This is a genomic window from Blastomonas aquatica, from assembly GCF_014639875.1.
GTDB lineage: Bacteria > Pseudomonadota > Alphaproteobacteria > Sphingomonadales > Sphingomonadaceae > Blastomonas > Blastomonas aquatica.
The window spans coordinates 628,068-649,851 of record NZ_BMGD01000001.1 but is presented as its reverse complement, the minus strand read 5'-3'; the positions used below and the strand labels follow the sequence as shown (position 1 = coordinate 649,851).

General features: G+C 65.6%; 18 protein-coding genes. 12 read left to right on the top strand and 6 right to left on the bottom strand.

The genetic code is table 11. The annotated features are described in order from the left end of the window. The first annotated feature begins 2 nt into the window (after positions 1 to 2). The 6 genes from IEW00_RS02995 to IEW00_RS02970 all read left to right on the top strand — a co-directional run bounded on the left by IEW00_RS02995 (position 3) and on the right by IEW00_RS02970 (position 6,224). The gene (locus IEW00_RS02995; protein WP_229736771.1) at positions 3 to 866 is read left to right on the top strand and encodes a lysophospholipid acyltransferase family protein; all 864 of its coding nucleotides are present in this window, start codon (positions 3 to 5) and stop codon (positions 864 to 866) included. A gap of 12 nt (positions 867 to 878) precedes the next feature. Beyond that, positions 879 to 2,276 carry a tRNA (N6-isopentenyl adenosine(37)-C2)-methylthiotransferase MiaB gene (gene miaB, locus IEW00_RS02990; protein ID WP_188512852.1) on the top strand — a complete coding sequence of 466 codons (1,398 nt, stop codon included), beginning with the start codon at positions 879 to 881 and terminating at the stop codon, positions 2,274 to 2,276. Continuing rightward, a complete protein-coding gene (locus tag IEW00_RS02985; RefSeq protein ID WP_229736770.1) occupies positions 2,276 to 3,385 on the top strand; it encodes a PhoH family protein in 1,110 nt (369 codons plus the stop codon). The genes miaB and IEW00_RS02985 overlap by 1 nt, the downstream gene beginning before the upstream one ends. A 99-nt stretch (positions 3,386 to 3,484) precedes the next feature. Next, positions 3,485 to 3,979, top strand: coding sequence for an rRNA maturation RNase YbeY (gene ybeY / locus IEW00_RS02980; protein WP_188512851.1), 495 nt, complete (start codon positions 3,485 to 3,487; stop codon positions 3,977 to 3,979). 63 nt (positions 3,980 to 4,042) lie between these two features. Further along, on the top strand, positions 4,043 to 4,972 hold the full coding sequence (locus IEW00_RS02975; protein WP_188512850.1) for a hemolysin family protein: 930 nt from the start codon (positions 4,043 to 4,045) through the stop codon (positions 4,970 to 4,972). A gap of 70 nt (positions 4,973 to 5,042) precedes the next feature. Beyond that, entirely contained in the window at positions 5,043 to 6,224 is a 1,182-nt protein-coding gene (locus IEW00_RS02970; protein WP_188512849.1) for a glycosyltransferase family 4 protein, read from the top strand. 40 nt (positions 6,225 to 6,264) lie between these two features. Here IEW00_RS02970 and IEW00_RS02965 read toward each other — a convergent pair whose 3' ends face one another. The 4 genes from IEW00_RS02965 to pepN all read right to left on the bottom strand — a co-directional run bounded on the left by IEW00_RS02965 (position 6,265) and on the right by pepN (position 12,795). After that, the gene (locus tag IEW00_RS02965) at positions 6,265 to 7,590 is read right to left on the bottom strand and encodes a cystathionine gamma-synthase family protein (protein WP_188512848.1); all 1,326 of its coding nucleotides are present in this window, start codon (positions 7,588 to 7,590) and stop codon (positions 6,265 to 6,267) included. A gap of 69 nt (positions 7,591 to 7,659) precedes the next feature. Further along, complete coding sequence (locus IEW00_RS02960) at positions 7,660 to 9,063, bottom strand: SLC13 family permease (RefSeq protein ID WP_188512847.1); 1,404 nt, start codon at positions 9,061 to 9,063, stop codon at positions 7,660 to 7,662. Positions 9,064 to 9,309: 246 nt separating this feature from the next. Then, positions 9,310 to 10,035 carry a peptidoglycan editing factor PgeF gene (gene pgeF, locus IEW00_RS02955; RefSeq protein WP_188513083.1) on the bottom strand — a complete coding sequence of 242 codons (726 nt, stop codon included), beginning with the start codon at positions 10,033 to 10,035 and terminating at the stop codon, positions 9,310 to 9,312. A gap of 138 nt (positions 10,036 to 10,173) precedes the next feature. Then, on the bottom strand, positions 10,174 to 12,795 hold the full coding sequence (gene pepN, locus IEW00_RS02950) for an aminopeptidase N (protein WP_188512846.1): 2,622 nt from the start codon (positions 12,793 to 12,795) through the stop codon (positions 10,174 to 10,176). Positions 12,796 to 13,057: 262 nt separating this feature from the next. On the opposite strand from pepN, the gene IEW00_RS02945 reads away from it, so the two are divergent. Further along, entirely contained in the window at positions 13,058 to 13,903 is an 846-nt protein-coding gene (locus IEW00_RS02945; RefSeq protein WP_188512845.1) for an SDR family oxidoreductase, read from the top strand. A 210-nt stretch (positions 13,904 to 14,113) separates the two neighbouring features. Here IEW00_RS02945 and IEW00_RS02940 read toward each other — a convergent pair whose 3' ends face one another. Beyond that, positions 14,114 to 15,103, bottom strand: coding sequence for an NAD(P)H-dependent glycerol-3-phosphate dehydrogenase (locus IEW00_RS02940; RefSeq protein ID WP_188512844.1), 990 nt, complete (start codon positions 15,101 to 15,103; stop codon positions 14,114 to 14,116). Next, complete coding sequence (gene tsaD / locus IEW00_RS02935; RefSeq protein ID WP_188512843.1) at positions 15,100 to 16,134, bottom strand: tRNA (adenosine(37)-N6)-threonylcarbamoyltransferase complex transferase subunit TsaD; 1,035 nt, start codon at positions 16,132 to 16,134, stop codon at positions 15,100 to 15,102. The genes IEW00_RS02940 and tsaD overlap by 4 nt, the downstream gene beginning before the upstream one ends. A gap of 41 nt (positions 16,135 to 16,175) precedes the next feature. Here tsaD and hemC point away from each other — a divergent pair, with 41 nt between their 5' ends. The 5 genes from hemC (at position 16,176) to IEW00_RS02910 (ending at position 21,718) form a co-directional block, all read left to right on the top strand. Continuing rightward, positions 16,176 to 17,186: a hydroxymethylbilane synthase gene (gene hemC, locus IEW00_RS02930; RefSeq protein WP_188512842.1), complete on the top strand. Its 1,011-nt coding sequence runs from the start codon at positions 16,176 to 16,178 to the stop codon at positions 17,184 to 17,186. Next, a complete protein-coding gene (locus IEW00_RS02925) occupies positions 17,186 to 17,908 on the top strand; it encodes a uroporphyrinogen-III synthase (protein ID WP_188512841.1) in 723 nt (240 codons plus the stop codon). Before hemC ends, IEW00_RS02925 begins: the two co-directional genes overlap by 1 nt. Next, on the top strand, positions 17,905 to 18,816 hold the full coding sequence (locus tag IEW00_RS02920) for an MICOS complex subunit MIC60 (protein ID WP_188512840.1): 912 nt from the start codon (positions 17,905 to 17,907) through the stop codon (positions 18,814 to 18,816). The genes IEW00_RS02925 and IEW00_RS02920 overlap by 4 nt, the downstream gene beginning before the upstream one ends. A gap of 4 nt (positions 18,817 to 18,820) precedes the next feature. Further along, positions 18,821 to 19,423 (top strand): molybdenum cofactor guanylyltransferase, encoded by a 603-nt coding sequence (gene mobA / locus IEW00_RS02915; RefSeq protein WP_188512839.1) that lies wholly within the window; start codon positions 18,821 to 18,823, stop codon positions 19,421 to 19,423. A 150-nt stretch (positions 19,424 to 19,573) separates the two neighbouring features. Continuing rightward, positions 19,574 to 21,718 carry a transglycosylase domain-containing protein gene (locus IEW00_RS02910; RefSeq protein ID WP_188512838.1) on the top strand — a complete coding sequence of 715 codons (2,145 nt, stop codon included), beginning with the start codon at positions 19,574 to 19,576 and terminating at the stop codon, positions 21,716 to 21,718. Positions 21,719 to 21,784 lie beyond the last annotated feature (66 nt).

Genomic DNA, 21,784 nt, shown 5'->3' with positions numbered 1-21,784 from the left:
ACATGAGCGAGGCTGTCGCGCCGCCGCCCCCAGATCAGGCCGTGTCGCCCGCGTCGCCACCCCCGCTTTACCCCGACACGCCCGATATGGCGCATTTGCACTGGCGCGATCCCGGCGTGATCGGGCGGGTACGGCTGGCGGCGCGTGCGGGCATCATCGTGCTTGCCTTAGTGTTATGCGTACCGCTCTATTACATCTGGCGTGTGCTCAGGCTGTCCAATCCGTGGCCCAAATTGTTCCTGCGGCTGGTGGGCCGGGCCTGCGGCGCGCGGGTGCGTATCGTCGGCACACCGCTCAAGCGGGATGTTTTCTATATCTCCAACCACTTGAGCTGGCTCGATATTCCGGTTATCGCGGGGCGCAACGGCAGCAGTTTCGTCGCGCAGGATGGTATCAAGAGCTGGCCAGTGGTCGGCTGGCTGTGCAAGCTCAACAACACCGTTTTCGTGTCGCGCGGCAACCGCATGGGCATCGCCGGGCAGATCAACGAACTACGCGATGCGTTGAGCGAGACCTGGGCAATCACGATCTTTCCCGAAGGCACCACCAGCGATGGCAGCGGGCTGCTGCCGTTCAAGTCGCCGCTGCTGCAGGTGCTCGATCCGCCACCGCCCGGCGTGATGGTGCAGCCGATGTATCTGGATTATGGCACGACTGCGCACGACATCGCCTGGGTGGGGGAAGAGACCGCGCCCAACAACGCGCTCAGACTATTTACCCGCAAGGGCAACTTCGATGTGACGCTGCATTTTCTTGAGCCGTTCAGCCCTGCCGATGTCCCGGGTCGCAAGGCGATCGCAGCCGAAGCGCGCGCGCGGATCGAGTCGGCGCTTTCTGCTTCCTTGGGCCGCGTTCCGGCTGTATAGCCGGTCGCATCCATGAACCAAACCACAGACACTCTTGTCCCCACGTCTTCCGCCCCCGATGCGGAGGGCGGACCCCGCCGCTATTTCGTCACCTCGTTCGGGTGTCAGATGAACGTCTATGATGGCGAACGGATGGGCGAGATGCTGGCTGCGCAGGGGATGGAACAGGCCGACGCGCGCGAAGACGCCGATCTGGTGATCCTCAACACCTGCCATATCCGCGAAAAGGCGGTGGCGCGGGTGTATTCGGATATCGGCAGACTGCGTCGCGAGGACGGCAGCAAGCCGATGATCGCGGTCGCCGGCTGCGTTGCGCAAGCCGAAGGCGAAGAAATCGCCCGGCGCGCGCCCAGCGTCGACATCGTGGTCGGCCCGCAGGCCTATCACCGGCTGCCGCAACTGATCGAGCAGGCGCGTCTCAACCCCAGTGGCAGCAGAACAGCAGCGATCGATACCGATATGCCCGCCGCCACCAAGTTCGGCGCGCTGCCTGCCCGCGCACGCCAGCCCCGCCCCTCGGCATTTCTGACCGTCCAGGAAGGCTGCGACAAGTTCTGCACCTATTGCGTCGTGCCCTATACCCGCGGCGCAGAAATCAGCCGTCCGTTCACCGATCTGGTCGAGGAGGCCAAGGCCCTGGTCGATGGCGGGGTCAGGGAAATCACGCTGCTTGGCCAGAACGTCAACGCCTGGATGGGGGATGACGACAAGGGTCGCAGCCGGGGGCTGGAGGGGCTGATCGCGACGCTGGCGGATATCGCCGGACTTGAGCGGATCCGCTACACCACCAGCCACCCCAATGACATGACCGACGCGCTGATCGCCGCGCATGCCGAAATTCCCCAGCTGATGCCGTATCTGCATCTGCCGGTGCAATCGGGCAGCGACCGCATCTTGAAGGCAATGAACCGCAGCCACGATGCGGCGAGCTATCTTGCGGTCATCGACAAGGTGCGTGCGGCCAAGCCCGATATCGCCTTGTCGGGCGACTTTATCGTCGGCTTTCCCGGCGAGAGCGAAGCGGACTTTCAGGCGACGCTCGATATCGTGCGCGCCGCCAACTACGCCCAGGCCTATAGCTTCAAATATTCGCCGCGCCCCGGCACGCCCGCTGCCGATATGGAGGATCAGATCAGCCCTGAGATCATGGATGAACGGTTGCAGCGCCTGCAGGAATTGCTGGGTGCACAGCAGCATGCCTTCAACGCGGCCACGGTCGGCAAGCGCACCCGAGTGCTGCTCGAGCGGCAGGGGCGCAAACCGGGCCAGCTGATCGGCAAGTCGCCCTGGCTGCAATCGGTGCACGTCATCGATCCGGCTGCAAAGCTTGGTGACCTGATCGATGTCGAGATCATGTCTGCCGGGCCCAACAGCCTGGAAGGCGCAGCCCTCGCACTGGTGACCGCCTGATGGCGCGCAAGCAGGGCGGCGGCAGCGGCGGCGATCGCCGCAGCAGCGATGGCGGTAAGTTCCGCGGCAAGCCCGAGCCGCAGAGCACCAAGCTTTCGCCGGTCTATGGCACCGATTTTCCGTTCAACCGGCCCGAGCCCGCCAACAAGGCACGGATCGGGGTCGAGTTCGATGAGCCGACATTGCTCGGGCCATTGTTCGGCCAGTTCGACAAGAATCTGGTCGCGATCGAAAACCGGCTGGGTGTTTATATCGCTGCGCGCGGCAACCGTATACAGATCGAGGGCGAGGCAGAAAGCGCCGCGCGCGCCCGCGACGTTCTGGTGGGGCTGCACAAAAGGATAGAACAGGGTTTGGATATCGATGAAGGCGCGGTCGAGGCGTTGATCAGCATGTCGGCGGAGCCGACGCTGGAGGGCATCGTGCGCAGCGATGTCGCACAGCCGCCCGGCATCATGATCCGCACCCGCAAGAAGACCATCGTACCGCGCTCGGCGACTCAGACCGCGTATATGCAGTCTCTGGTGCGCGATGACATTATCTTCGCATTGGGCCCGGCAGGTACCGGCAAGACCTATCTGGCGGTCGCGCAGGCGGTCAGCCAGCTGATCACCGGGAGCGTCAACCGGCTGATCCTGTCACGCCCTGCGGTCGAGGCGGGCGAGCGACTGGGCTTTCTGCCTGGCGACATGAAGGAAAAGGTCGATCCGTACCTGCGCCCGCTCTACGACGCGCTGTACGACACATTGCCGGCCGAACAGGTCGAGCGGCGGATCGCCAGCGGCGAGATCGAGATCGCCCCGCTGGCGTTCATGCGCGGGCGTACGCTGGGCGACAGCTTCATCATCCTCGATGAAGCGCAGAACACCACGCCAGCGCAGATGAAGATGTTCCTCACCCGCTTTGGCATGAACAGCCGGATGGTGATCTGCGGTGACCCCAAGCAGGTCGATCTTCCCGGTGGCGTCGGCGCTTCAGGGCTAGCCGACGCGGTGGGCAAGCTCGAGGGCGTCGATGGCATCGGCACGGTGCGCTTTACCGCCGCCGATGTGGTCCGCCACCCGATCGTCGGGCGAATCGTGGAGGCCTATGAGGGCAAGGATGCTTGATTGTTCTCCGGCGAAAGCCGGAGTCCAGGGGCGAAATTGTCCTGCATACGCTCTGGTTTCCGGCTTTCGCCGGAAAGCGGGTCAGGAATTTGGGCAGACATGATTGAAACCGACGTCTCGACCGATCCGCTCTGGCCCGACGACACGGATTGGGAAGCGTTGGCCGCGCGCGCTGTCGATGCAGCCCTGGCGGTCAGCCCCTACGGTTCGTGGGCCAATGCCCGGTTCACGGTCTCGATCAGCGTCCATTTCGGCAGCGATGACGAGGTGCAGGCGCTCAACCGCAGTTTTCGTGACAAGGACAAGTCCACCAACGTGCTGTCGTTCCCGATGGTCGAACCCGACATGCTGGCTGCGCTCGCGAACACCGATGACGGTGAGGTGCTGCTTGGCGACATCATGCTCGCCTACCAGACGTGCATTGCCGAAGCAGCAGAAAAGGGCATCGATGTCGCCGCCCATGCCACCCATCTGCTCGCGCACGGCACGCTGCACCTTGTCGGCTATGACCATATCGACGAGGCGGCTGCGGTGCACATGGAAGAGCTCGAAGTGAAAGCCCTTGCCAATTTGGGGTTAGACAATCCATATTGACGCCGCGTAATGGCATCGGGCTTTTCCACTACATCCAGCAGCGGGGTTAAGATACAGCCAGTCATGGCAGACGGTGACAGTAATGGCGGCGCCAAAGCGTCCGCAAGCGACGAGGGCACGGGACGAATTTGGCGGGGTCTGAAGGCCCTGCTGTTTGGAGAAACCCACGATCAGTCGCTGCGCGCCCAGCTCGAAGAAGCGATCGACGAGCATGAGGATGATGACGATAGCGACGCGTCTTCCGGCAAGGGAGACCTGTCCCGCGTCGAGCGCGAGATGCTGCGCAACCTGCTGCACTTCAGCGAGCACGATGTCGATGACGTCGCGGTGCCGCGAATGAACATCATCGCAATCGACAAGGACGCCAGCTTCGATGCGCTGGTGCAGATCTTCGCCGAGCACGGCCACAGCCGGGTTCCGGTCTATGACGGCTCGCTCGATCACATCGTCGGCATGGTCCACATCAAGGACGTCTTCCCGATCATCGCTACCGATGGCCCGCGCCCCGAAACATGGGACAATCTGATCCGCCAGCCACGCTTTGTTCCCGAAACCATGGGCGTGCTCGATCTGCTCGCCGAAATGCGCCAGACGCGCACCCATCTGGCGATCGTCATCGACGAATATTCGGGCACCGAAGGCCTGGTGACGATCGAGGATCTGGTCGAGGAAATCGTCGGCGATATCGAGGACGAGCACGACGACGAGCCCGAAACGCTGTTCACCCAGTGCGAGGATGGCAGCTGGGACGCCGATGCCCGCGCCGAGCTGGACGATGTCGCCAAGCTGATCGACGCGGCGCTGGGCGAAATCGACGAGGATGTCGATACGCTGGGTGGCCTTGCGTTCATCCTGGCAGGCGAAGTTCCTGCAGCCGGGCGCATCCTCGATCACGCCAGCGGCTGGCGGCTCGAAATCGTCGATGGCGATGACCGGCGCGTCACCCGGATCCGGCTGTTGCCTCCGGCCGAACCGATCGCCGCGCAGGCTTGACCGGGCGCACCGCGCACCCGCTCTGCACACTCTGGCTTTTCCGCGCCGGCGCGCCTAAGGCGGGCCCATCATGGAAATTTCCGATCTTCGCATTGCGCTGTTCAGCGGCAATTACAATTATGTGCGCGATGGCGCGAATCAGGCGCTGAATCGGCTCGTCGGCTGGTTGCTCGAACACGGCGCAAAGGTGCGCGTCTATTCTCCCACCACCAAGACACCCGCGTTCGAGCCTGCCGGCGATCTGGTCAGCCTGCCCTCGATCGCGATTCCCGGACGCAGCGAATACCGCGCGACCACCATCCTGCCGCCGGCGATCAAGAAGGACCTCAATCGGTTCGCGCCCAATATCGTGCATGTCTCCAGCCCCGACAGCGCCGGCCACAGCGCGGTGCGCTGGGCGAAAAAGCATGACCTGCCAATCCTGGGGTCGGTGCACACCCGGTTCGAGACCTATCCGCGCTATTACAACATGGCGTTTCTCGAGCCGGTGCTCGAGGCGATCCTGCGGCGGTTGTATCGCAAGTGCGATGCCATCGTCGCGCCGTCGGATTCGATGGCGCAGGTGCTGCGCGAACAGCGGATGAGCTATGACGTCGGCATCTGGTCGCGCGGCGTCGACAAGCACATCTTCAACCCCCAGGTCCGCGATATGGACTGGCGGCGCAGCCTGGGGCTGACCGACGACGTTCCCGTGATCGGCTTTCTTGGCCGGCTGGTGATGGAAAAGGGGCTCGATGTGTTCTCCGACACCATCGACCGGCTGATCCGCCGCCAGATTCCGCACCAGGTGCTGGTGGTGGGCGAGGGGCCCGCGCGCGGCTGGTTCGAATCGCGGCTGCCCGGCGCGGTGTTCGCTGGCTTTCAGGGTGGGGCCGACCTTGGCCGCGCGGTCGCCAGCATGGATATGTTCTTCAACCCCTCGATCACCGAGACCTTCGGCAACGTGACGCTCGAGGCCATGGCATGCGGACTTCCCGTGGTCGCTGCGCGCGCCACCGGAAGCGAAAGCTTGGTCGAACATGGCGTCACCGGCCAATTGGTCCGCCCCGGTGCGACGGTCGAATTTGCCGATGCGCTTCAGGCCTATTGCGGCGACCCCGCACTTCGCCATACGCATGGGGTTGCAGGGATCAGGCGCAGCGAGAAATACAGCTGGGACCGGATCAACGGCGGACTGGCCGCGACGTACATCCGGCTGATTCGCCAGCGTCAGGCGGGCACCGGCGGCGTGCCGTACCGCGCCATCCGCTAAAAAATCCGGCCCCCGGAGCTACCGAGGGCCGGAACAGCCATCACACCGCGTCGAGCGCCTGTTCGAAGTCTGCGATCAGATCGTCGGGGTCTTCGACGCCGATCGAGATTCGCACCAGATTGTCGGTGATGCCCAGCGCCGCCTTGCGCGCATCGGGCACCGACAGATGGGTCATCGCTGCAGGATGGCTGGCGAGCGTCTCGGTTCCGCCCAGGCTCACTGCCAGCTTGGCGATCACCATCGCATCGAGAAAGCGGAAGCTCTCCGCCTCACCGCCCTTGATGAACAGCGAGAAGGTCGATCCCGCGCCCGAGCAATGCCGGTCGAAGATATCCTGCTGGCGCGCATCGTGGATCATGCCCAGATAGCCCAGCCCTTCGACCTTGGGATGCTGCGCCAGAAATTCGCAGACCTTGGCGGCGTTTTCGCCCGCACGGTTCATTCGCAGTTCGACCGTCTCGAGGCTGCGCATTAGCATCCACGCGGTGTTGGGATCGCAGATCGTGCCGATGGTGTTGCGCAGCGCGCGCACCGGGTCCATCCATCTCTTGGGGCCGGACAGTCCGCCTGCGACCAGATCGCTGTGCCCGCCAACATATTTGGTCAGGCTGTAGACCACGATGTCCGCGCCATGGTGCAGCGGCTGCTGCCACAAAGGCCCCAGGAAGGTGTTGTCGATCGCGATCGGGGTGGGGGTCTCACCGCCCAGCACGGCATCGCGCGATGCTGCCACCGCCTCGATATCGACCAGCGCGTTGGTCGGGTTGGCGGGGCTTTCCAGATAGATCATCGCGACCCGGCCGCCCTGCTTGGCCGCCATGTCCTTGGCCTGTTCGAGCACCATGTCGATTTCCTCTCGGGTCGCGCCTGCGGGGAAATCGAGATAGGTGATACCGAAGCGCGAGAGGATGCGCGCGATCATCGTTTCGGTCGCGGCATAGAGCGGGCCCGAATGGACGATGACATCATTGTTGCTGCAATAGGCGAGCAACAGCGTGGCGATCGCCGACATGCCGCTCGAAAACACCAGCGAATCCTCGGCATCGTCCCAAATGCTGAGGCGATCCTCGAGAATCTCCTGGTTGGGGCCGTTGAAGCGCGAATAGACCAAGCCTTCCGCGCCGCCGGGGCGCTTGCCGGTCAGACCTTCGAAATGGCGCTTGCCCGCCGCCGCATTCTCGAACGCGAAGGTCGAGGTGAGGAAGATCGGCGCCTTCAGCGAACCTTCGGAGAGCACGGGGTCGAAGCCATGACCCATCATCAAGGTGGCGGGCTTGAGCTTCCGTCCGCCCAGAGTCGCCACTTTCGGCTTGGGTTTGCGGCGCGGGGTGGGGGTGGTGATCGGCTTGACAGGGGTGTCGGTCATGGTTGGGTTCCTGCAGTCTGGGCGGGGCTGTTGCCCGTCCCTTGTTATGCTCCCATCATGCCGCACCGCTCAATTGATTACAAAGGAAACCATCCAGATCGTGCCGACCATGAGCGGAACGCCCGCGATATCGAGCATCAGCCCGGCCTTGAGCTGACGCGGCAGCGATATGTTACCACTCGCCCAGGCGATCGCGTTGGGGCCGGTGCCCGATGGCAGCATGAAGCCCCAGCTCGCCGCCATGGCGACCGGCATCGCCAGCAGCACCGGATCGACACCCAGCGTCACGATCAGGCTGGCGACGACGGGCATCACTCCGCTCGCGGTCGCTACGTTGCTGGCGAACTCGGTGACCAACACGACCAGAGCGGTCAAGGCGAGCGCGATAACGATCAGCGGAACGCCCGCGAGCGGCTCGAGCGCGGTGCCGATCCAGCCATCCAGCCCCGATGCGCCGATCCCCGCCGCCAGCGCGAGCCCACCGCCGAACATCATGATCACGTCCCACGGCGCGCGGTTTGCCTCCTTCCACACCAGCATCGGGCGGCCAGTGCCATCGGGCATGATGAACAGGATTATACCCGCGATCACCGCGATGCTGCCGTCGGTCAGCGCGCCTGCGGGCAGCATGTCGCTGAACCAGGGCTGCAGGATCCACGCGATCACGACCAATGCGATCACCGGTACCAGCCGCCGCTCGGGCACGCTCCACTGGTCCTGTCGCGCGATCGCGCTGCGCGCGGCATCGACATCGAAGGGGTGGCTGGCAAGCTTTTGCACCCGCGCCAGGATATAGGCGCTGATCGGGATGCCCAGGATGACGATCGGCATGCCATAGGCCGCCCATTCGGCAAAACCGATCTGCAGGCCCGTGGTCTTCTCCAGCAGCCCTGCGGCGATCGCGTTGGTGGGCGATCCGACCAATGTGCCCAGCCCGCCGACCGAGGCGGCAAAGGCGATCCCCATCATCAGTGCGCCGGGAAGGCCGTCGCTCTCACCTTCGGCCACTCCGCCTGCCAGCAGCACCGCGCTGGCAATCGGCACCATGATCAGTGTGGTCGAGGTGTTCGAGATCAGCAGCGAGAGCGTCGCGGTGGCGATCATGAACGCGAACAGCAATTGCGCCGAGGTGTGCCCCGATCGGTTGACGATCGCGAGCGCGAGGCGCTTGTGTAGCCCCACCCGCTCGATCGCCAGCGCAAGGAACGCCCCGCCGAGGATCAGAAACAGGATCGGCGAGTAATATTCCGCCGCGATGGCATTGGCGCTCATCACCCCGGTGAGCGGCAGGACGACGAAGGGCAGCAATGCGGTGACAGTCAGGGGCACCACCTGCGTCATCCACCATGTCGCCATCCACCACACGAGGCCCGCGGTGCTCCAAGCCTGCGGCTCCATGCCCGCAGGTGCGGGGAGAACAAGCGTTAGCGCGAATCCCGCGATGCCGATGAGAAGGCCCCAGATGGTTTTCAAATCAACTCCAGCACTTGTTTCTCCCCTCCCGCAGGCGGGGAATGCTGCAAAAGCCCTCCCCCTCGATGGGGGAGGGTTGGGTGGGGGTGATCTTTCCGGATTGCGTTAGGGGTGCGCAAATGCACCGCTAACACCCAGACGCGCCATCACCCTCACCGCTGCGAGTAGGCAGCAAGCTGCCAAGTCTCGCTGCCTCTCCCATCAAGGGAGAGGCCAAACATGGTGCCTCACCCATCAAGTGCGATATCATTCCCTCAACCCGATCGCCCCCATCTGCCGTCCGTAATCTGGCTCACCGTGGTGCGTTGCGCGGCGGAAGCTGTAATAGCCCTCCACGTCCGAATAGGTATCGACCCCGCTCATGTGCACCGTGCCGATGCCGCACCCCGCCAACCGTGCCGCGATGAAGCCTTCGAGATCGAATTGGTAATGCCCCGGCTTGCCTTCGCGGAAGAAGCGTTCGTTTTCGGGGTCGGCCTCGCAGAAGCGCTGCAGGAATCCACTGTCGACCTCATAGCTTTTCTGCTGGATGCACGGGCCGATTGCGGCAACGATCCGCCCCCGGTCCGCGCCCAGCCGCTCCATCGCCGCGACGGTCGCCTCGCCGACACCGGCGAATGCCCCTTTCCAGCCCGAATGCGCTGCGCCGATGATCTGCGCCGCTTCGTCGGCGAACAGGATCGGCGGGCAGTCGGCACCAAGCACGCCCAGCAGCAGCCCGGGCCGGTCGGTGACCATCGCATCGGCTTTCGGGCGCGTATCCGTGGGGATCGGCTCGATGACATGGATCACGTCCGCGCTGTGCACCTGGTGCAGCGTCACCAAATCCGCATCGGGGAGGATGGCGTCTGTCGCCAGTCGCCGGTTTTCGCGCACGGCGACCGGATCGTCATCCGACCCCAGCCCGACATTGAGCCCCGCAACCAGCCCGGTGGATACCCCGCCGCGCCGTCCGGTAAAGCCATGCGCCATTGCACCGAGGGCGGGCGAGGTGAGGAGGGGAACCGTCACTACGCTGTTTTCCGGCGAACGCCGGAATCCAGGGCGACGCAGTGCATTCCCGCTACTGGACTCCGGCGTTCGCCGGAGTACGGGATTTGCTTGATCGTGTCACTCAAGGCTCTTCATCACTTGCTCCGTCGTGTCCTTGGACAACCCCGGCTGCGCCAGGATCTGCTCGAGGCAGCCGCGCATCATCGCCGCCCTCGCCTCGTCGAACCGGCGCCAGCGGCCCAGCGGCGCGATGAAGCGCGCGGTGGTCTGCGGGTTTACGGGATCAAGCCGCAGCACCAGATCGGTCAGCAGTCGGTATCCGCGGCCGCTGGCATGGTGGAACTCGGCCTGGTTGGAGACAAACGGCCAGTACAGCGCGCGCACCCGGTTGGGGTTGGTCAGCGTGAAATCCTTGTGCTGGATCAGCTCAAGCGTCTGTTCGTACACCTTGGGGTGCGCCGAGCTGGTCTGCAGCGAGAACCATTTGTCGATGACCAGCGCGTTGCCCTGGTAGCGGTTGTAGAAGCTGTCGAGCGCGCTCTCGCGTTCGTCGCCGGCCATGCTGGCAAGCACCATCATTGCGCCCTGCCGGTCGGTCATGTTGTCCGCACTGGCGAACTGCGCAAACGCGATTTTGCCCGCATCCGGCGCTTCGGAAGACGCGATATAGCCCAGCGCCAGCGATTTGATCTTGCGCGCCCCGCGCGCCTCGCGGCTTAGCGAATAGTGCACGGCGGATGCGCGTTCGTGCACAATCCGCCACTGGTCGAGCAGCCGTGTGCCGATCGCCTTGCGCAATGCGCGGCGGGCGGAATGGATCGCTTCGGGCCGGACGATCAGCATCTGTTCGCCCAGAAACGCCTCGGTCGGAAGGCTCAGGATTTCGGTGCGCATCGAATCGTCGAGCCTTTGGTCGCTGACCAGATCGCCGAACACCGACACGATGTCCTCGAGCCCGGCGGCGCGTTCGGAAGCAGCGCCCTCTTCGCCGATATCGGCGATCAGCCGGTCGATGACCAGCTGCTGCAGCGCCTCGTAGCGCGCGAACGGATCGTCATCGTGCCGCACCAGGAACAACAGGTCGCCGCTGCGTCGCGCGACATCCATCGTCACCGGCGCCGAAAAGCCGCGGTTGATCGAGAGCACCGGCGGGCGCGCAAAGCCGGTGAAGGTCACGCTCTGCTCGGCTTGCGCCAGCATCACCAGCTGCTCGCCGCGATGCGCCTTCATGTCGCGGTCGATCAGCGCAGTACGCAAGGGGATCGGCATCAGCGGCTTGTCAGGCTGGCCCGGCGTGGGCGAGAACCGCTGGCGCAGGTGCAGCGTTGCGGTCGCGCTGTCGGCGTCATGCTCCAGCCGCGCCTGCACCTGCGGGGTGCCCGCCTGTTCGTACCAGTGGCGGAACTGGCCAAGATCGAGCCCCGCACCGTCCTCCATCGCACGGACGAACTGCTCGCAGGTCGCAGCTTCCCCGTCGTGGCGCTGGAAATACAGGTCGCTGCCTGCGCGGAAGCGTTCAGGGCCCGCCATCGTTGCCATCATGCGGATGACTTCGGCGCCCTTGTTGTAGATCGTCGAGGTATAAAAGTTGCTGATCTCCATATAGCTGTCGGGGCGGATCGGGTGCGCGAGCGGCCCTGCATCCTCGGGAAACTGCGTCGCGCGCAGCATCCGCACATCCTCGATCCGCTTGACCGCTTCCGATCCCATATCGGCGGAAAAGCACTGGTCGCGATAGACGGTGAAGCCCTCTTTGAGGCTCAGCTGGAACCAGTCGCGGCAGGTGACGCGGTTGCCCGACCAGTTGTGGAAATATTCGTGCGCGACCACGCCCTCGATCGCGTCGTAATCATAATCGGTCGCGGTATCGGGGTCGGCGAGGATGTAACGCGAATTGAAGATGTTGAGCCCCTTGTTCTCCATCGCCCCCATGTTGAAATCGCTGACCGCGACGATGTTGAATACCGGCAGGTCGTATTCGAGGCCATAGACGCGCTCGTCCCATGCCATCGAGGCCTTGAGCGCCTGCATCGCGTGCGCGGTACGGCCCTCGTCGCCAGCGCGGACGTAGATCGCAAGGTCCACCGGCGCGCCCGACCTGGTGGTGAAATGGTCACGCGTCGCCACCAGATCGCCTGCGACCAAGGCGAACAGATAGCTCGGCTTGGGGTGCGGATCGTGCCAGCGCGCATAATGGCGCCCGTCTTCGAGATCGCCCGAATCGACCAATGCCCCGTTGGCGAGCAGCACCGGGAAGCGCGTCTTGTCGGCGCGCAGCAGCACCTCGTACACCGCCATATTGTCGGGCCGGTCGACGAACGGGATGATCCGGCGGAACCCTTCGGCCTCGCACTGGGTGCACAGCATGCCGTTCGATGCGAACAAGCCCATCAGCTGCGTGTTGGTATCGGGCGCGATCGTCGTGGTCAGGTGCACGGTGGCGGTCGGCGCGGAGATATCGATAGCAATCTGGTCGCCCTCGTGGCGCCAGTTGGCGGCCATGCCATCGATGGTCAGCGTCAGCGGCAGCACGCCATCGCAATCGAGCCTGAGCGGCCGGTCGTGCTCGCCATTGCGCTCGATCTCGAGAGTCGCGGACACTTTCGTGGCGGACAGATCGAGATCGAACTCGAGCGCGACCGTCTTCACCCACCAATCGGGCGGCCGGTAATCGGCACGGCGGATGACCTGGGGCTCGGCCAGGATCGGGGTGGCGGTTGCGGGGTGGATGTCTGCCATATGGGTGACCCTAATGCGGGGGCGGGGCTTTGGCACGAAAAAATCCTCCCCGAGCTTGTCTCGGGGAGGGGGACCGCCGCCCGAGGGGCGGTGGTGGAGGGGAAGCGAGATCGCACTACCACTAAGGGCAGCACGCACCCGCAGCCCCTCCACCCCCCGCTGCGCGGGCGGTCCCCCTCCCCCAGCAAGCTGGGGGAGGATTTGGAAGGGCCGTCCCCAGCAACGACCTTGCATCCCTCTCGCCCAAAGCTACGGTCACCCCATGAACACCCTCTTCATCTTCGGCATGGGCTACACTGCCTCGCACCTCGCCCGGCGATTGTGCGAGCAAGGCTGGCAAGTCCACGGCACCGGGCGCGGCGGGGATGTGGATTTTGCCGATGGCTCAGCGGTACACGCAGCATTGGCCAGCGCGACGCACATCCTCTCAAGCGTGCCCCCCGACCGCGCGACCGGCGCGGACCCGGTGCTCGCCGCCTATGTCGATGCCTTGCGCGCCGCGCCCGCGCGCTGGATCGGATACCTGTCCTCTACCGGCGTCTATGGCGATGCGCGCGGCGCGTGGGTCGATGAAGGCGCGATCGTCGGGACGGGCAGACGCAATGCGCGCACCCAGGCCGATCTCGACTGGCAGGCGCTTGATCCCCCGGGCGATACACACGTGCGAGTGCTGCGGCTGCCCGGCATCTACGGCCCCGGCCGCAGTGCGCTCGACCGGGTGCGCGAAGGCTCGGGCAAGCGCATCGACCTGCCCGATCAGGTGTTCAGCCGGGTGCATGTCGACGATATCGCAGGCGGCGTCATCGCATCGTTCGCCGGACCGCCGGGAGTGTACAATCTGTCGGATGACCTGCCGTGCTCGCAGAACCGGGTGATCGAGGCCGCGTGCCGGTTGCTCGGCGCTCCGCTGCCGCCGATGCAGACCCTCGAACAGGCCAATCTGTCGCCAATGGCGCTGGGATTCTACGCCGAGAACCGCCGGGTCGCGAACGGCAAGGCCAAGCGGCTGCTGGGCTGGGAGTTGCGGTATCCCGATTACGAGGCCGGGCTTGCGGGGATATTGGCGGGGGAACATGAGCACCCATTGGAAAACATCCGCTCAGCCTGAGCCTGTCGAAGGCCTCGCGCACACGGTTGCTAAATCGCTCTACCGTCCTCCGGCGAAAGCCGGAGCCCAGGGGTCAGATCGCGCTGCAGTCGCTCTGGATTCCGGCGTTCGCCGGAAAGCACTGAGCTTTTGATGCTACTCACAGCGCGGGGCCTTCGACAGGCTCAGGCTGAGCGGGGTAGGGAGGCACAGAGGAGTGAAAGACAGCGTCTACTCCGCCGTCAGCGGCCGTGCCAGCAGCGCCGCCACCGCCTCCGCCGCTGCAACCTCCCCTGCGAGCAGCGCGCAGACGGTATCGACGATCGGCATCGCCACGCCGCGTGTCCGCGCAACGCGTTGCAACACCGGTGCGGTGAAAGCGCCTTCGGCGACAGTGGTACGATCGGCGAGAACATCGGCTGCCTTGCGCCCCTCGCCCAGCGCCTTGCCCAGCGAGAAATTGCGCGAGCTCACCGACGAGCAGGTCAGCACCAGATCGCCCAGCCCCGACAGACCCGAAAGCGTTTCGGCCTGCGCGCCGCAGGCGAGGCCAAAGCGGGTCATCTCGGCAAAGCCGCGCGCGATCAGCGCCGCGCGGGCGTTCTGCCCCAGACCCAGCCCCTCGACCACGCCGCACGCGATCGCGAGCACGTTCTTCACCGCGCCGCCGATCTCGGCGCCGGTAATGTCGGTGGTAAAATACGGGCGGAATGCGGGCCGCGCGATCTGCGGTGCGATCCGGTCCCACTGGACATGATCCTCGCACGCCAAAGTCACCGCGGTCGGCTGGCCGGCGGCCACCTCATGCGCGAATGTCGGCCCGGAGAGGACGGCGAGCGGGCGTCCGGGCGCAGCGGCGCGTGCGGCATCGACCATCAGGTCGCCGGTCGCCTCCTCGATGCCCTTGCAGCACAGCACCAGATCGGTGGTTCCGTGCGGCAGTTGCTTGAGGACGCGGCGCATGTGCTGCGCGGGTGTCACCACCAGCAGCAGCGCGCAATCAGCCAGTGCGCCAAGGTCACCCGTAGCGCGGATCGCAGGGTCAAGCGTGGTGCCCGAAAGATAGGCGCTGTTGCTGTGCTGCGTGTTGATGGCTTTGACCACCGCCGGTTCGAACGCCCAGAGCAGAACGTCGCGGCCATCGCTCGCCAGCATCTGTGCCAGCGCGGTGCCCCATGCGCCGCCGCCGATCACGCCGACGGTTGGCTTGTTCTCGCTCATGCCTTCACTCCCGCGCCACGCGCTGCTTCTGCTGCCGGGTCAAGCGGCCAACGCGGTCGCGCGGCAATATCGAGCGGATCGGTCAGCCCCAGCGCAAACCGCTCCGCGCCCGCCCAGCCAATCATCGCGGCATTGTCGGTGCACAGCCACAACGGTGGTGCGACAAAGCCCATGTCGTGGCGCGCGGCCAGCGCCTCGAGCGCCGAGCGGATCGCGCCGTTTGCCGCGACCCCGCCTGCGACCACGAGATGGCTGGCAGGACCGCCCTGGGCGATGGCCTTCTCCAGCCGGTCGATCAAGCAATCCACTACCGCCGCCTGAAAACTCGCGGCGATGTCCTCTGGCCGATAGTTGCCCGATTGCGCCGCGCGCAGCACCGCGCTCTTCAGCCCGGCGAACGAGAAATGCGGCTCTGCGCTTCCCAGCAGCGGCCGGGGCAGCGGAACGGCTCTGGCATCGCCAGTCTTGGCCAGGGCTTCGACCCTGGGCCCCCCGGGATAGCCCAGCCCCAGGATCTTGGCGGTCTTGTCGAACGCCTCGCCCGCCGCATCGTCGATCGTCGTCGCCAGCCGCCGGTATTGGCCGACGCCATCAACCCGCAAAATCTGGCAATGCCCGCCCGAGACGAGCAGCAACAGATAGGGGAATTCAAGGCTCGAATCGGCCAGCCGCGGCGAGAGCGCATGGCCCTCAAGATGATTGACCGCGATCAGCGGCTTGCCCGCTGCCATCGCCAGCGCCTTGGCGGTGACCAGCCCGACCATCACGCCGCCGATCAGCCCGGGGCCTGCGGTTGCGGCGACCGCGTCGACATCGTCCAGCGTCAGTCCGGCATCGTTGAGCGCCGCCTCGATCAGCGGCGTGAGCACCTGCACATGCGCGCGCGCGGCGATTTCGGGCACCACGCCGCCATAGGGGCGGTGCGCGTCTTCCTGGCCTGCCAGCCGGTGGGCGAGGATGCTGCGGTCGGACCCGATCAGCGCGGCCGCGCTTTCATCGCAGCTCGATTCGATGCCGAGGATGATTGCCATGGGGCTTTCCCTTATCGCTATTGGCCGCTAGCACAAGGTGCATGGCAGATACCACGCACACCTTCGCCTCTGAAACACCTGGGGCCTCCGGCGCGTTGCCCGATGGCATCGCCGAGATACTCGCCACCCGCCCGATCCGGCTGGGCACCCGCGCATCGCCGCTGGCGATGGCACAGGCGTACATGACCGCCGCCGCGTTGCGCGCGCGCTGGGGACTGGCCGAGGATCAGGTCGAGCTGTCGCCGGTGGTGGCCAGCGGCGACAAGATCACCGATCGACCGCTCGCCGATGTCGGTGGCAAGGCGCTGTGGACCCGCGAGCTCGACTGGTCGCTGGGTGGCGGTACGATCGATCTGTCGGTGCATTCGATGAAGGATGTCGAGACGATCCGGCCGGAAGCGTTCGTGCTCGCGGCGATGCTGCCGCGCGCGGATGTTCGCGACGTGCTGCTGGGGTCGCCCAGCATCGCTGCGCTGCCGCAAGGCGCGCGCTTCGGCACCAGTTCGCCGCGCCGCGCTGCGCAGATCCGGATGATTCGCCCCGATGTCGTGCCGGTGCTGTTCCGCGGCAATGTCGCCACGCGCATCGGCAAACTGCAGAGCGGCGAGGCGGATGCGACCTTGCTTGCCGCCGCCGGGCTGGACCGGCTGGGCGAGAGGCTGACCGGCATCCCCTCGGTTCGGCTGGAAACCGAGGTCTGGCTGCCTGCACCCTCGCAGGGTGCGGTTGGGATCGAAGTACGCAGGGACGATGCGCCGATGCGCGCGCTGATCGGCGGGATCGACGACGCGCCGACATCAGCCTGCGTGATGGCCGAACGCGCGCTGCTCGAGGCGCTGGGCGGCGACTGCCATTCGGCGATCGCGGCGCTGGCGCGAATCTCGGGCACGACGATCCATCTGCGCGCGGTGCTGTATTCAGAAGACGGTGCGCAGCACGTCGCAGGCGATACAACCTTTGCGGCGAGCGATCCGGGTGCACCCGCGCTGCTTGCAGCTGAACTGCTTGCCAAAGCGCCCGAGACGATCACGCGGCTTTTCAATCCGCGCTGATGGCGGGCTCGCGAATCATCGTTCTTCGCCCGCAGCCCGGCGCGACCGCAACCGCGCAGGCGTTGCGTGCAGCGGGGCACCATCCGCTGGTCACGCCGCTGTTTGTGATCGAGCAGGTCGCGTGGACGCCTGCCGACGCTTCGGCTTATGATGCGTTGCTGGTCGGCAGCGCCAACGTCTTCCGCCATGGTGGCCCTGCGCTGGCGGACCTCAAGGACCTGCCGGTCTATGCGGTGGGCGGCAAGACCTCGCGGATGGCGCTGGACCTGGGGTTTCGGGTGCGCGGCCAGGGAACCGGCGGTCTTGCGGCATTGCTGCCGATGCTGGCCGAGGATGGGCACCTGCATATCCTGCGGCTGGCAGGGGAGGATCATGTCGATCTTCCCGATAGCCGCCTCGCGATCGATACCCGCATCGTTTACCGATCGCGCGCGCTGCCGATGCCCGATACGTTGCGCGACGCGTTGGCCCAGCCTGCCGTCGTGCTTTTGCACTCGGCGCGCGCGGCAGAGCATTTCAGTTCGCTCGTCGATGCGGCACGGTTGGATCGCGGCGCGATCAGCCTTGCGCTGTTTGCCCCGGCTCTGGTCGATGTAGCAGGTGAAGGCTGGGCCGCGGTGCGGGTGGCGGCATCGACCGACGACCGGGCATTGCTGGACGTAGCAAACGCGCTGTGCCAGCATGATGCAAGGTTGCAACAGGCAGACAAGCCGGAGACATGATGAACGCTGATACCACCCGCCCGGGCCGCGCCTCGCATGGGGCCAGCGGCAGGACGCTGCTGATGCTGCTGGTGCTGGCCTTTGTCGGTGGGGCGATCCTGTCGGGCTGGCTGATTACGCGGTCAGGCTGGTTTGGTGATACCACTTCGGCACCAGCGCAGACCGCCCTCGAAAGCAACGTGGTCACGTCCGACCCCGCAAACCCAGCGATTTCGGGCGCACCGGCGCCTATGCCTGGCGGAATGCTGGGTGCGCCGCCTCCGGGTGCGCTCGATGCGCGGGTAGCAGAGCTGGAAAACCGGCTGTCGCTGATCAACGTCCAGGCGCAGGCGGCGTCAGGCAATGCCGGGCGCGCCGAAGGTCTGCTGATCGCCTTTGCCGCGCGCCGTGCGCTCGATCGCGCATCGGCGCTGGGCTATCTGGAAGGGCAGTTGCAGCTACGCTTCGGCGCGGCCCAGCCCAATGCGGTGGGCACGATCGTGCGCGCCGCGCGCAACCCGGTGACCATGGACCAATTGCGCAGCCAGCTCGAGGAGATCGGCCCGTCGATCACATCGGGTGGGGATTCAGGCGAGAGCTTCTGGGATTCGCTGCAGCGCGAGGCCAGCGAGCTGTTCGTGGTCGAGCAGCAGGGCACGGTATCGCAAACCCCGACACAGCGCTTGCAGCGCGCCAAGCGCTATCTTGAGGCCGGGCGCGTCGAGGCCGCCTTGGGCGAGATCGAACGGCTGCCCGGCCGCAACAAGGCGGCAGACTGGATGGGCAAGGCGCGGATGTATGCCGAGGCCAGGCGCGCGCTCGACATCATCGAGAGCGCCGCCATTCTCGAACCGCGCGGACTGCGCGATGCGAGCGGTCTGCCGATCGCGCAGCCATCGCCGATCGCTCCTGCGATACCTGCGAATTGAGCGGATGAGCCATGGCCTGCCGCAGGTCGCCGCGCTGCTTGCGGGTGGCCAATCTCGCCGGATGGAGGGTTTGGACAAGGCGCTGGCGTTGATCGGCGGGGAGCGGATGATCGACCGGGTGCTGTACCGCCTGCGTGCGCAAGTGCCGCAGGTGTTGCTCTGCGCGCCGCATGATTACGGCACCGGCGCCACTGCGGTTGCAGACCTTGCCGATGGGCCTGCAGGACCGGTGGGCGCGATCCGCGCGATGGCGCTGTACCTGGCGGCGCAGGGCGCGGACGGCTTCGTCACCGCGCCGGTCGATGCGCCGTTCGTGCCGTTGGATCTGGTCACCCGGTTGGGCGAGGGTGCACCGGTGGCGATGGCCCAATGCGATGGAACCTGGCAGCCCGCGTTTGCCCTGTGGAACGTGCAGGCGGTGATCATGGCCTTGCCCGCCGATCGATGCGTGCAGAAATGGTCGCTACGGCGGCTGGGAGAGGAACTTGGCGCGGTGCCGGTCGAGTTTGCCGAGGCTGGCGTCCTGACGAACGTCAACACCCCGCAGGAACTCGCCCAGGCGCAGGCGCAAATCGCCAGCGAATCAGCCGGATCGGGCGCAGTGTGAGACACCGCCGAAACGGCTTGGCGCATCGCGCGGGACGCTATATTCAGCCTAGCGAAAGCCGCATGCTGCAAGACGCGGCGCTTTGCTCCGCGGCGAACAATACCAGCGGTGTTGAGAGTGCTTGGCAGGGATGACAGGGGCCGATTGCGCATGGCGGTGAAAGACAAGGGTGGCAGGGCAAAGTCCAAGCCCAAGCCTGCGGGCGGCCCGCGCCTGTGGTTCTGGCGCATCGTCAAGATCGGATCGGCTGCGGCGTTGGTCGGCCTGATCGGGCTGATTGTCGCGGTGGTCACGGTGATGGGATCGCTGCCCAGCTTCCAGGACATGAAATCTTCGCCCAATGGCCAGATGATTCTGGTCCGCGCCGCCGATGGTACCGAGATCATGCAGCTCGGGCCGAGCTTCGGCAACTGGCTGGCGATCGAGGACATCCCCCAGACCATGAAGGACGCGATGATCTCGGTCGAGGACCGGCGTTACGCCTATCACCCGGGCGTCGATCCGATCGGCATCGGCCGCGCGATCTACAATTCGGTCGCAGGCGGCGGCCGGGTGCGCGCGACATCGACGATCACCCAGCAGCTGGCGCGCAACGTCTTCCTCAGCAACAGCCGCTCGTACACCCGCAAGATCCGCGAAGGCGTGCTCGCGCTGGCGCTTGAGCGCAAGTTCTCCAAGGACCAGATCCTCGAGCTCTATCTCAACAAGGTCTATTTCGGCGGCGGTGCTTATGGCGTCGATTCGGCCGCGCGCAAGTTCTTCAACCATGATGCCAGGACGCTGTCGCTGGCTGAATCCGCGATTATTGCCGGGTTGGTCAAGGCACCTTCGCGCTATTCGCCCACCGCCGACACCGAGGCAGCCTTGGGCCGGGCCGGGGTGGTGCTGATGGTCATGCAGGATGTCGGCACGATCACGCCTGCCCAGGCCGCTGAAGCCGATCTCCAAGGCGTCGAGTTCGCACCCGAAAAGGGGCAGAATTCGGTGCGCTATTTCACCGACTGGGCGCTGCCGCAGCTCGATACGCTGATCGAGGATGATGGCCAGCCGATCGTGGTGTGGACCACGCTTGACCTGAACATGCAGCGCGCAGGGACTGCGGCGATCCAGGCCAATGTGCCGCGTGGCGCGCAAGGCGCTCTGGTCTCGCTCGACCGCGATGGCGCGGTGCGCGCGATGGTCGGCGGCACCGACTACGTCACCTCGAACTACAACCGCGCGACCAGCGCATTGCGCCAGCCGGGATCGGCCTGGAAGCTGTTCGTCTATCTCACCGCGCTCGAATCAGGTTATACCCCCGAGGATATCGTCACCGATGCCCCGGTCACCATCGGTGGCTGGACCCCGCGCAACAGCGGCGGCAGCTATGCCGGCGACATCACGCTGCGCACGGCGTTCGCTTATTCCAAGAACACCGTTGCGGCGCGGATCGGCGAGGATGTCGGCACCAGCTCGATCGCCAACATGGCGCGCCGCTTCGGCATCACCACGCCGATCACGACGCTGCCTTCGATGGTGCTGGGATCCTCCGAGGTCCGCGTGATCGACATGGTGCGTGCCTTTGCGGGGGTCAGCTCGGGCGGGGTCGCGATATCGCCTTATGGCATCACCAAGGTCACCACCAGCGATGGTGATGTGCTCTATCAGCACGAAGCGGACATGAGCCAGGTGCTGGTACCGCCGCATGTCACTGCAGGCATGACCGATCTGCTTCAGACCGCAGTCAATGTCGGCACCGGCCGCGCGGCGCAGATCGGGCGCCCGGTGGCTGGCAAGACCGGCACGACCAACAGCAACAAGGACGGCTGGTTCCTGGGCTTTTCAAGCGGCATCACGACGGGCGTGTGGATGGGCCGTGACGATGCCCGCCCGGTCGGCGGACTGCAGGGCGGAACGGCGCCCGCGCGCGCGTTTGCAGCTTACATGAAGGTCGCGGTCGCCAAGCGCAAGGTCGAGCCTTTCGACACCGAGCTGGTGTTGCCCGAATGGCAGCTCGAGCCCGATGACGAGGCCTATTTCGGCTCACCCGACGATGTGGTCTTCATCGACGAGAACGGAAATCCGATCGAGCCGGGTCGTGGCCCTGAAGTCCCCGATCCGTTTGCACCTCCGCCGGTGCAGCTCCCCGAGCGCCTCGACGACAACTTCATCGACCGCGCGTTGGGCCGCGACCAACCGACACAGCGCCCCCAGACACGGCAAGCCGAACCCCGCCCCCCGGTCCGCAGGCCGCCGCCCGGCTCGCAGGACGAGCGCGTTGCGCCGGTGTTGCGGGATGAAGATGATGGCCAGTGAGGGTGTTTCCGGAGCGGTCTGCTTTCGGGAGCGACTGTGAGGGCAGCTAATGGCTGAAACTGGGTG

Bases quoted from the DNA above. Each gene is read 5' to 3' on its own strand.
- IEW00_RS02995 (WP_229736771.1), top strand. From the start codon at position 3: ATGAGCGAGGCTGTCGCGCCGCCGCCCCCAGATCAGGCCGTGTCGCCC.
- miaB (WP_188512852.1), top strand. From the start codon at position 879: ATGAACCAAACCACAGACACTCTTGTCCCCACGTCTTCCGCCCCCGAT.
- IEW00_RS02985 (WP_229736770.1), top strand. From the start codon at position 2,276: ATGGCGCGCAAGCAGGGCGGCGGCAGCGGCGGCGATCGCCGCAGCAGC.
- ybeY (WP_188512851.1), top strand. From the start codon at position 3,485: ATGATTGAAACCGACGTCTCGACCGATCCGCTCTGGCCCGACGACACG.
- IEW00_RS02975 (WP_188512850.1), top strand. From the start codon at position 4,043: ATGGCAGACGGTGACAGTAATGGCGGCGCCAAAGCGTCCGCAAGCGAC.
- IEW00_RS02970 (WP_188512849.1), top strand. From the start codon at position 5,043: ATGGAAATTTCCGATCTTCGCATTGCGCTGTTCAGCGGCAATTACAAT.
- IEW00_RS02965 (WP_188512848.1), bottom strand. From the start codon at position 7,590: ATGACCGACACCCCTGTCAAGCCGATCACCACCCCCACCCCGCGCCGC.
- pgeF (WP_188513083.1), bottom strand. From the start codon at position 10,035: ATGGCGCATGGCTTTACCGGACGGCGCGGCGGGGTATCCACCGGGCTG.
- pepN (WP_188512846.1), bottom strand. From the start codon at position 12,795: ATGGCAGACATCCACCCCGCAACCGCCACCCCGATCCTGGCCGAGCCC.
- IEW00_RS02945 (WP_188512845.1), top strand. From the start codon at position 13,058: ATGAACACCCTCTTCATCTTCGGCATGGGCTACACTGCCTCGCACCTC.
- IEW00_RS02940 (WP_188512844.1), bottom strand. From the start codon at position 15,103: ATGAGCGAGAACAAGCCAACCGTCGGCGTGATCGGCGGCGGCGCATGG.
- tsaD (WP_188512843.1), bottom strand. From the start codon at position 16,134: ATGGCAATCATCCTCGGCATCGAATCGAGCTGCGATGAAAGCGCGGCC.
- hemC (WP_188512842.1), top strand. From the start codon at position 16,176: ATGGCAGATACCACGCACACCTTCGCCTCTGAAACACCTGGGGCCTCC.
- IEW00_RS02925 (WP_188512841.1), top strand. From the start codon at position 17,186: ATGGCGGGCTCGCGAATCATCGTTCTTCGCCCGCAGCCCGGCGCGACC.
- IEW00_RS02920 (WP_188512840.1), top strand. From the start codon at position 17,905: ATGATGAACGCTGATACCACCCGCCCGGGCCGCGCCTCGCATGGGGCC.
- mobA (WP_188512839.1), top strand. From the start codon at position 18,821: ATGAGCCATGGCCTGCCGCAGGTCGCCGCGCTGCTTGCGGGTGGCCAA.
- IEW00_RS02910 (WP_188512838.1), top strand. From the start codon at position 19,574: ATGGCGGTGAAAGACAAGGGTGGCAGGGCAAAGTCCAAGCCCAAGCCT.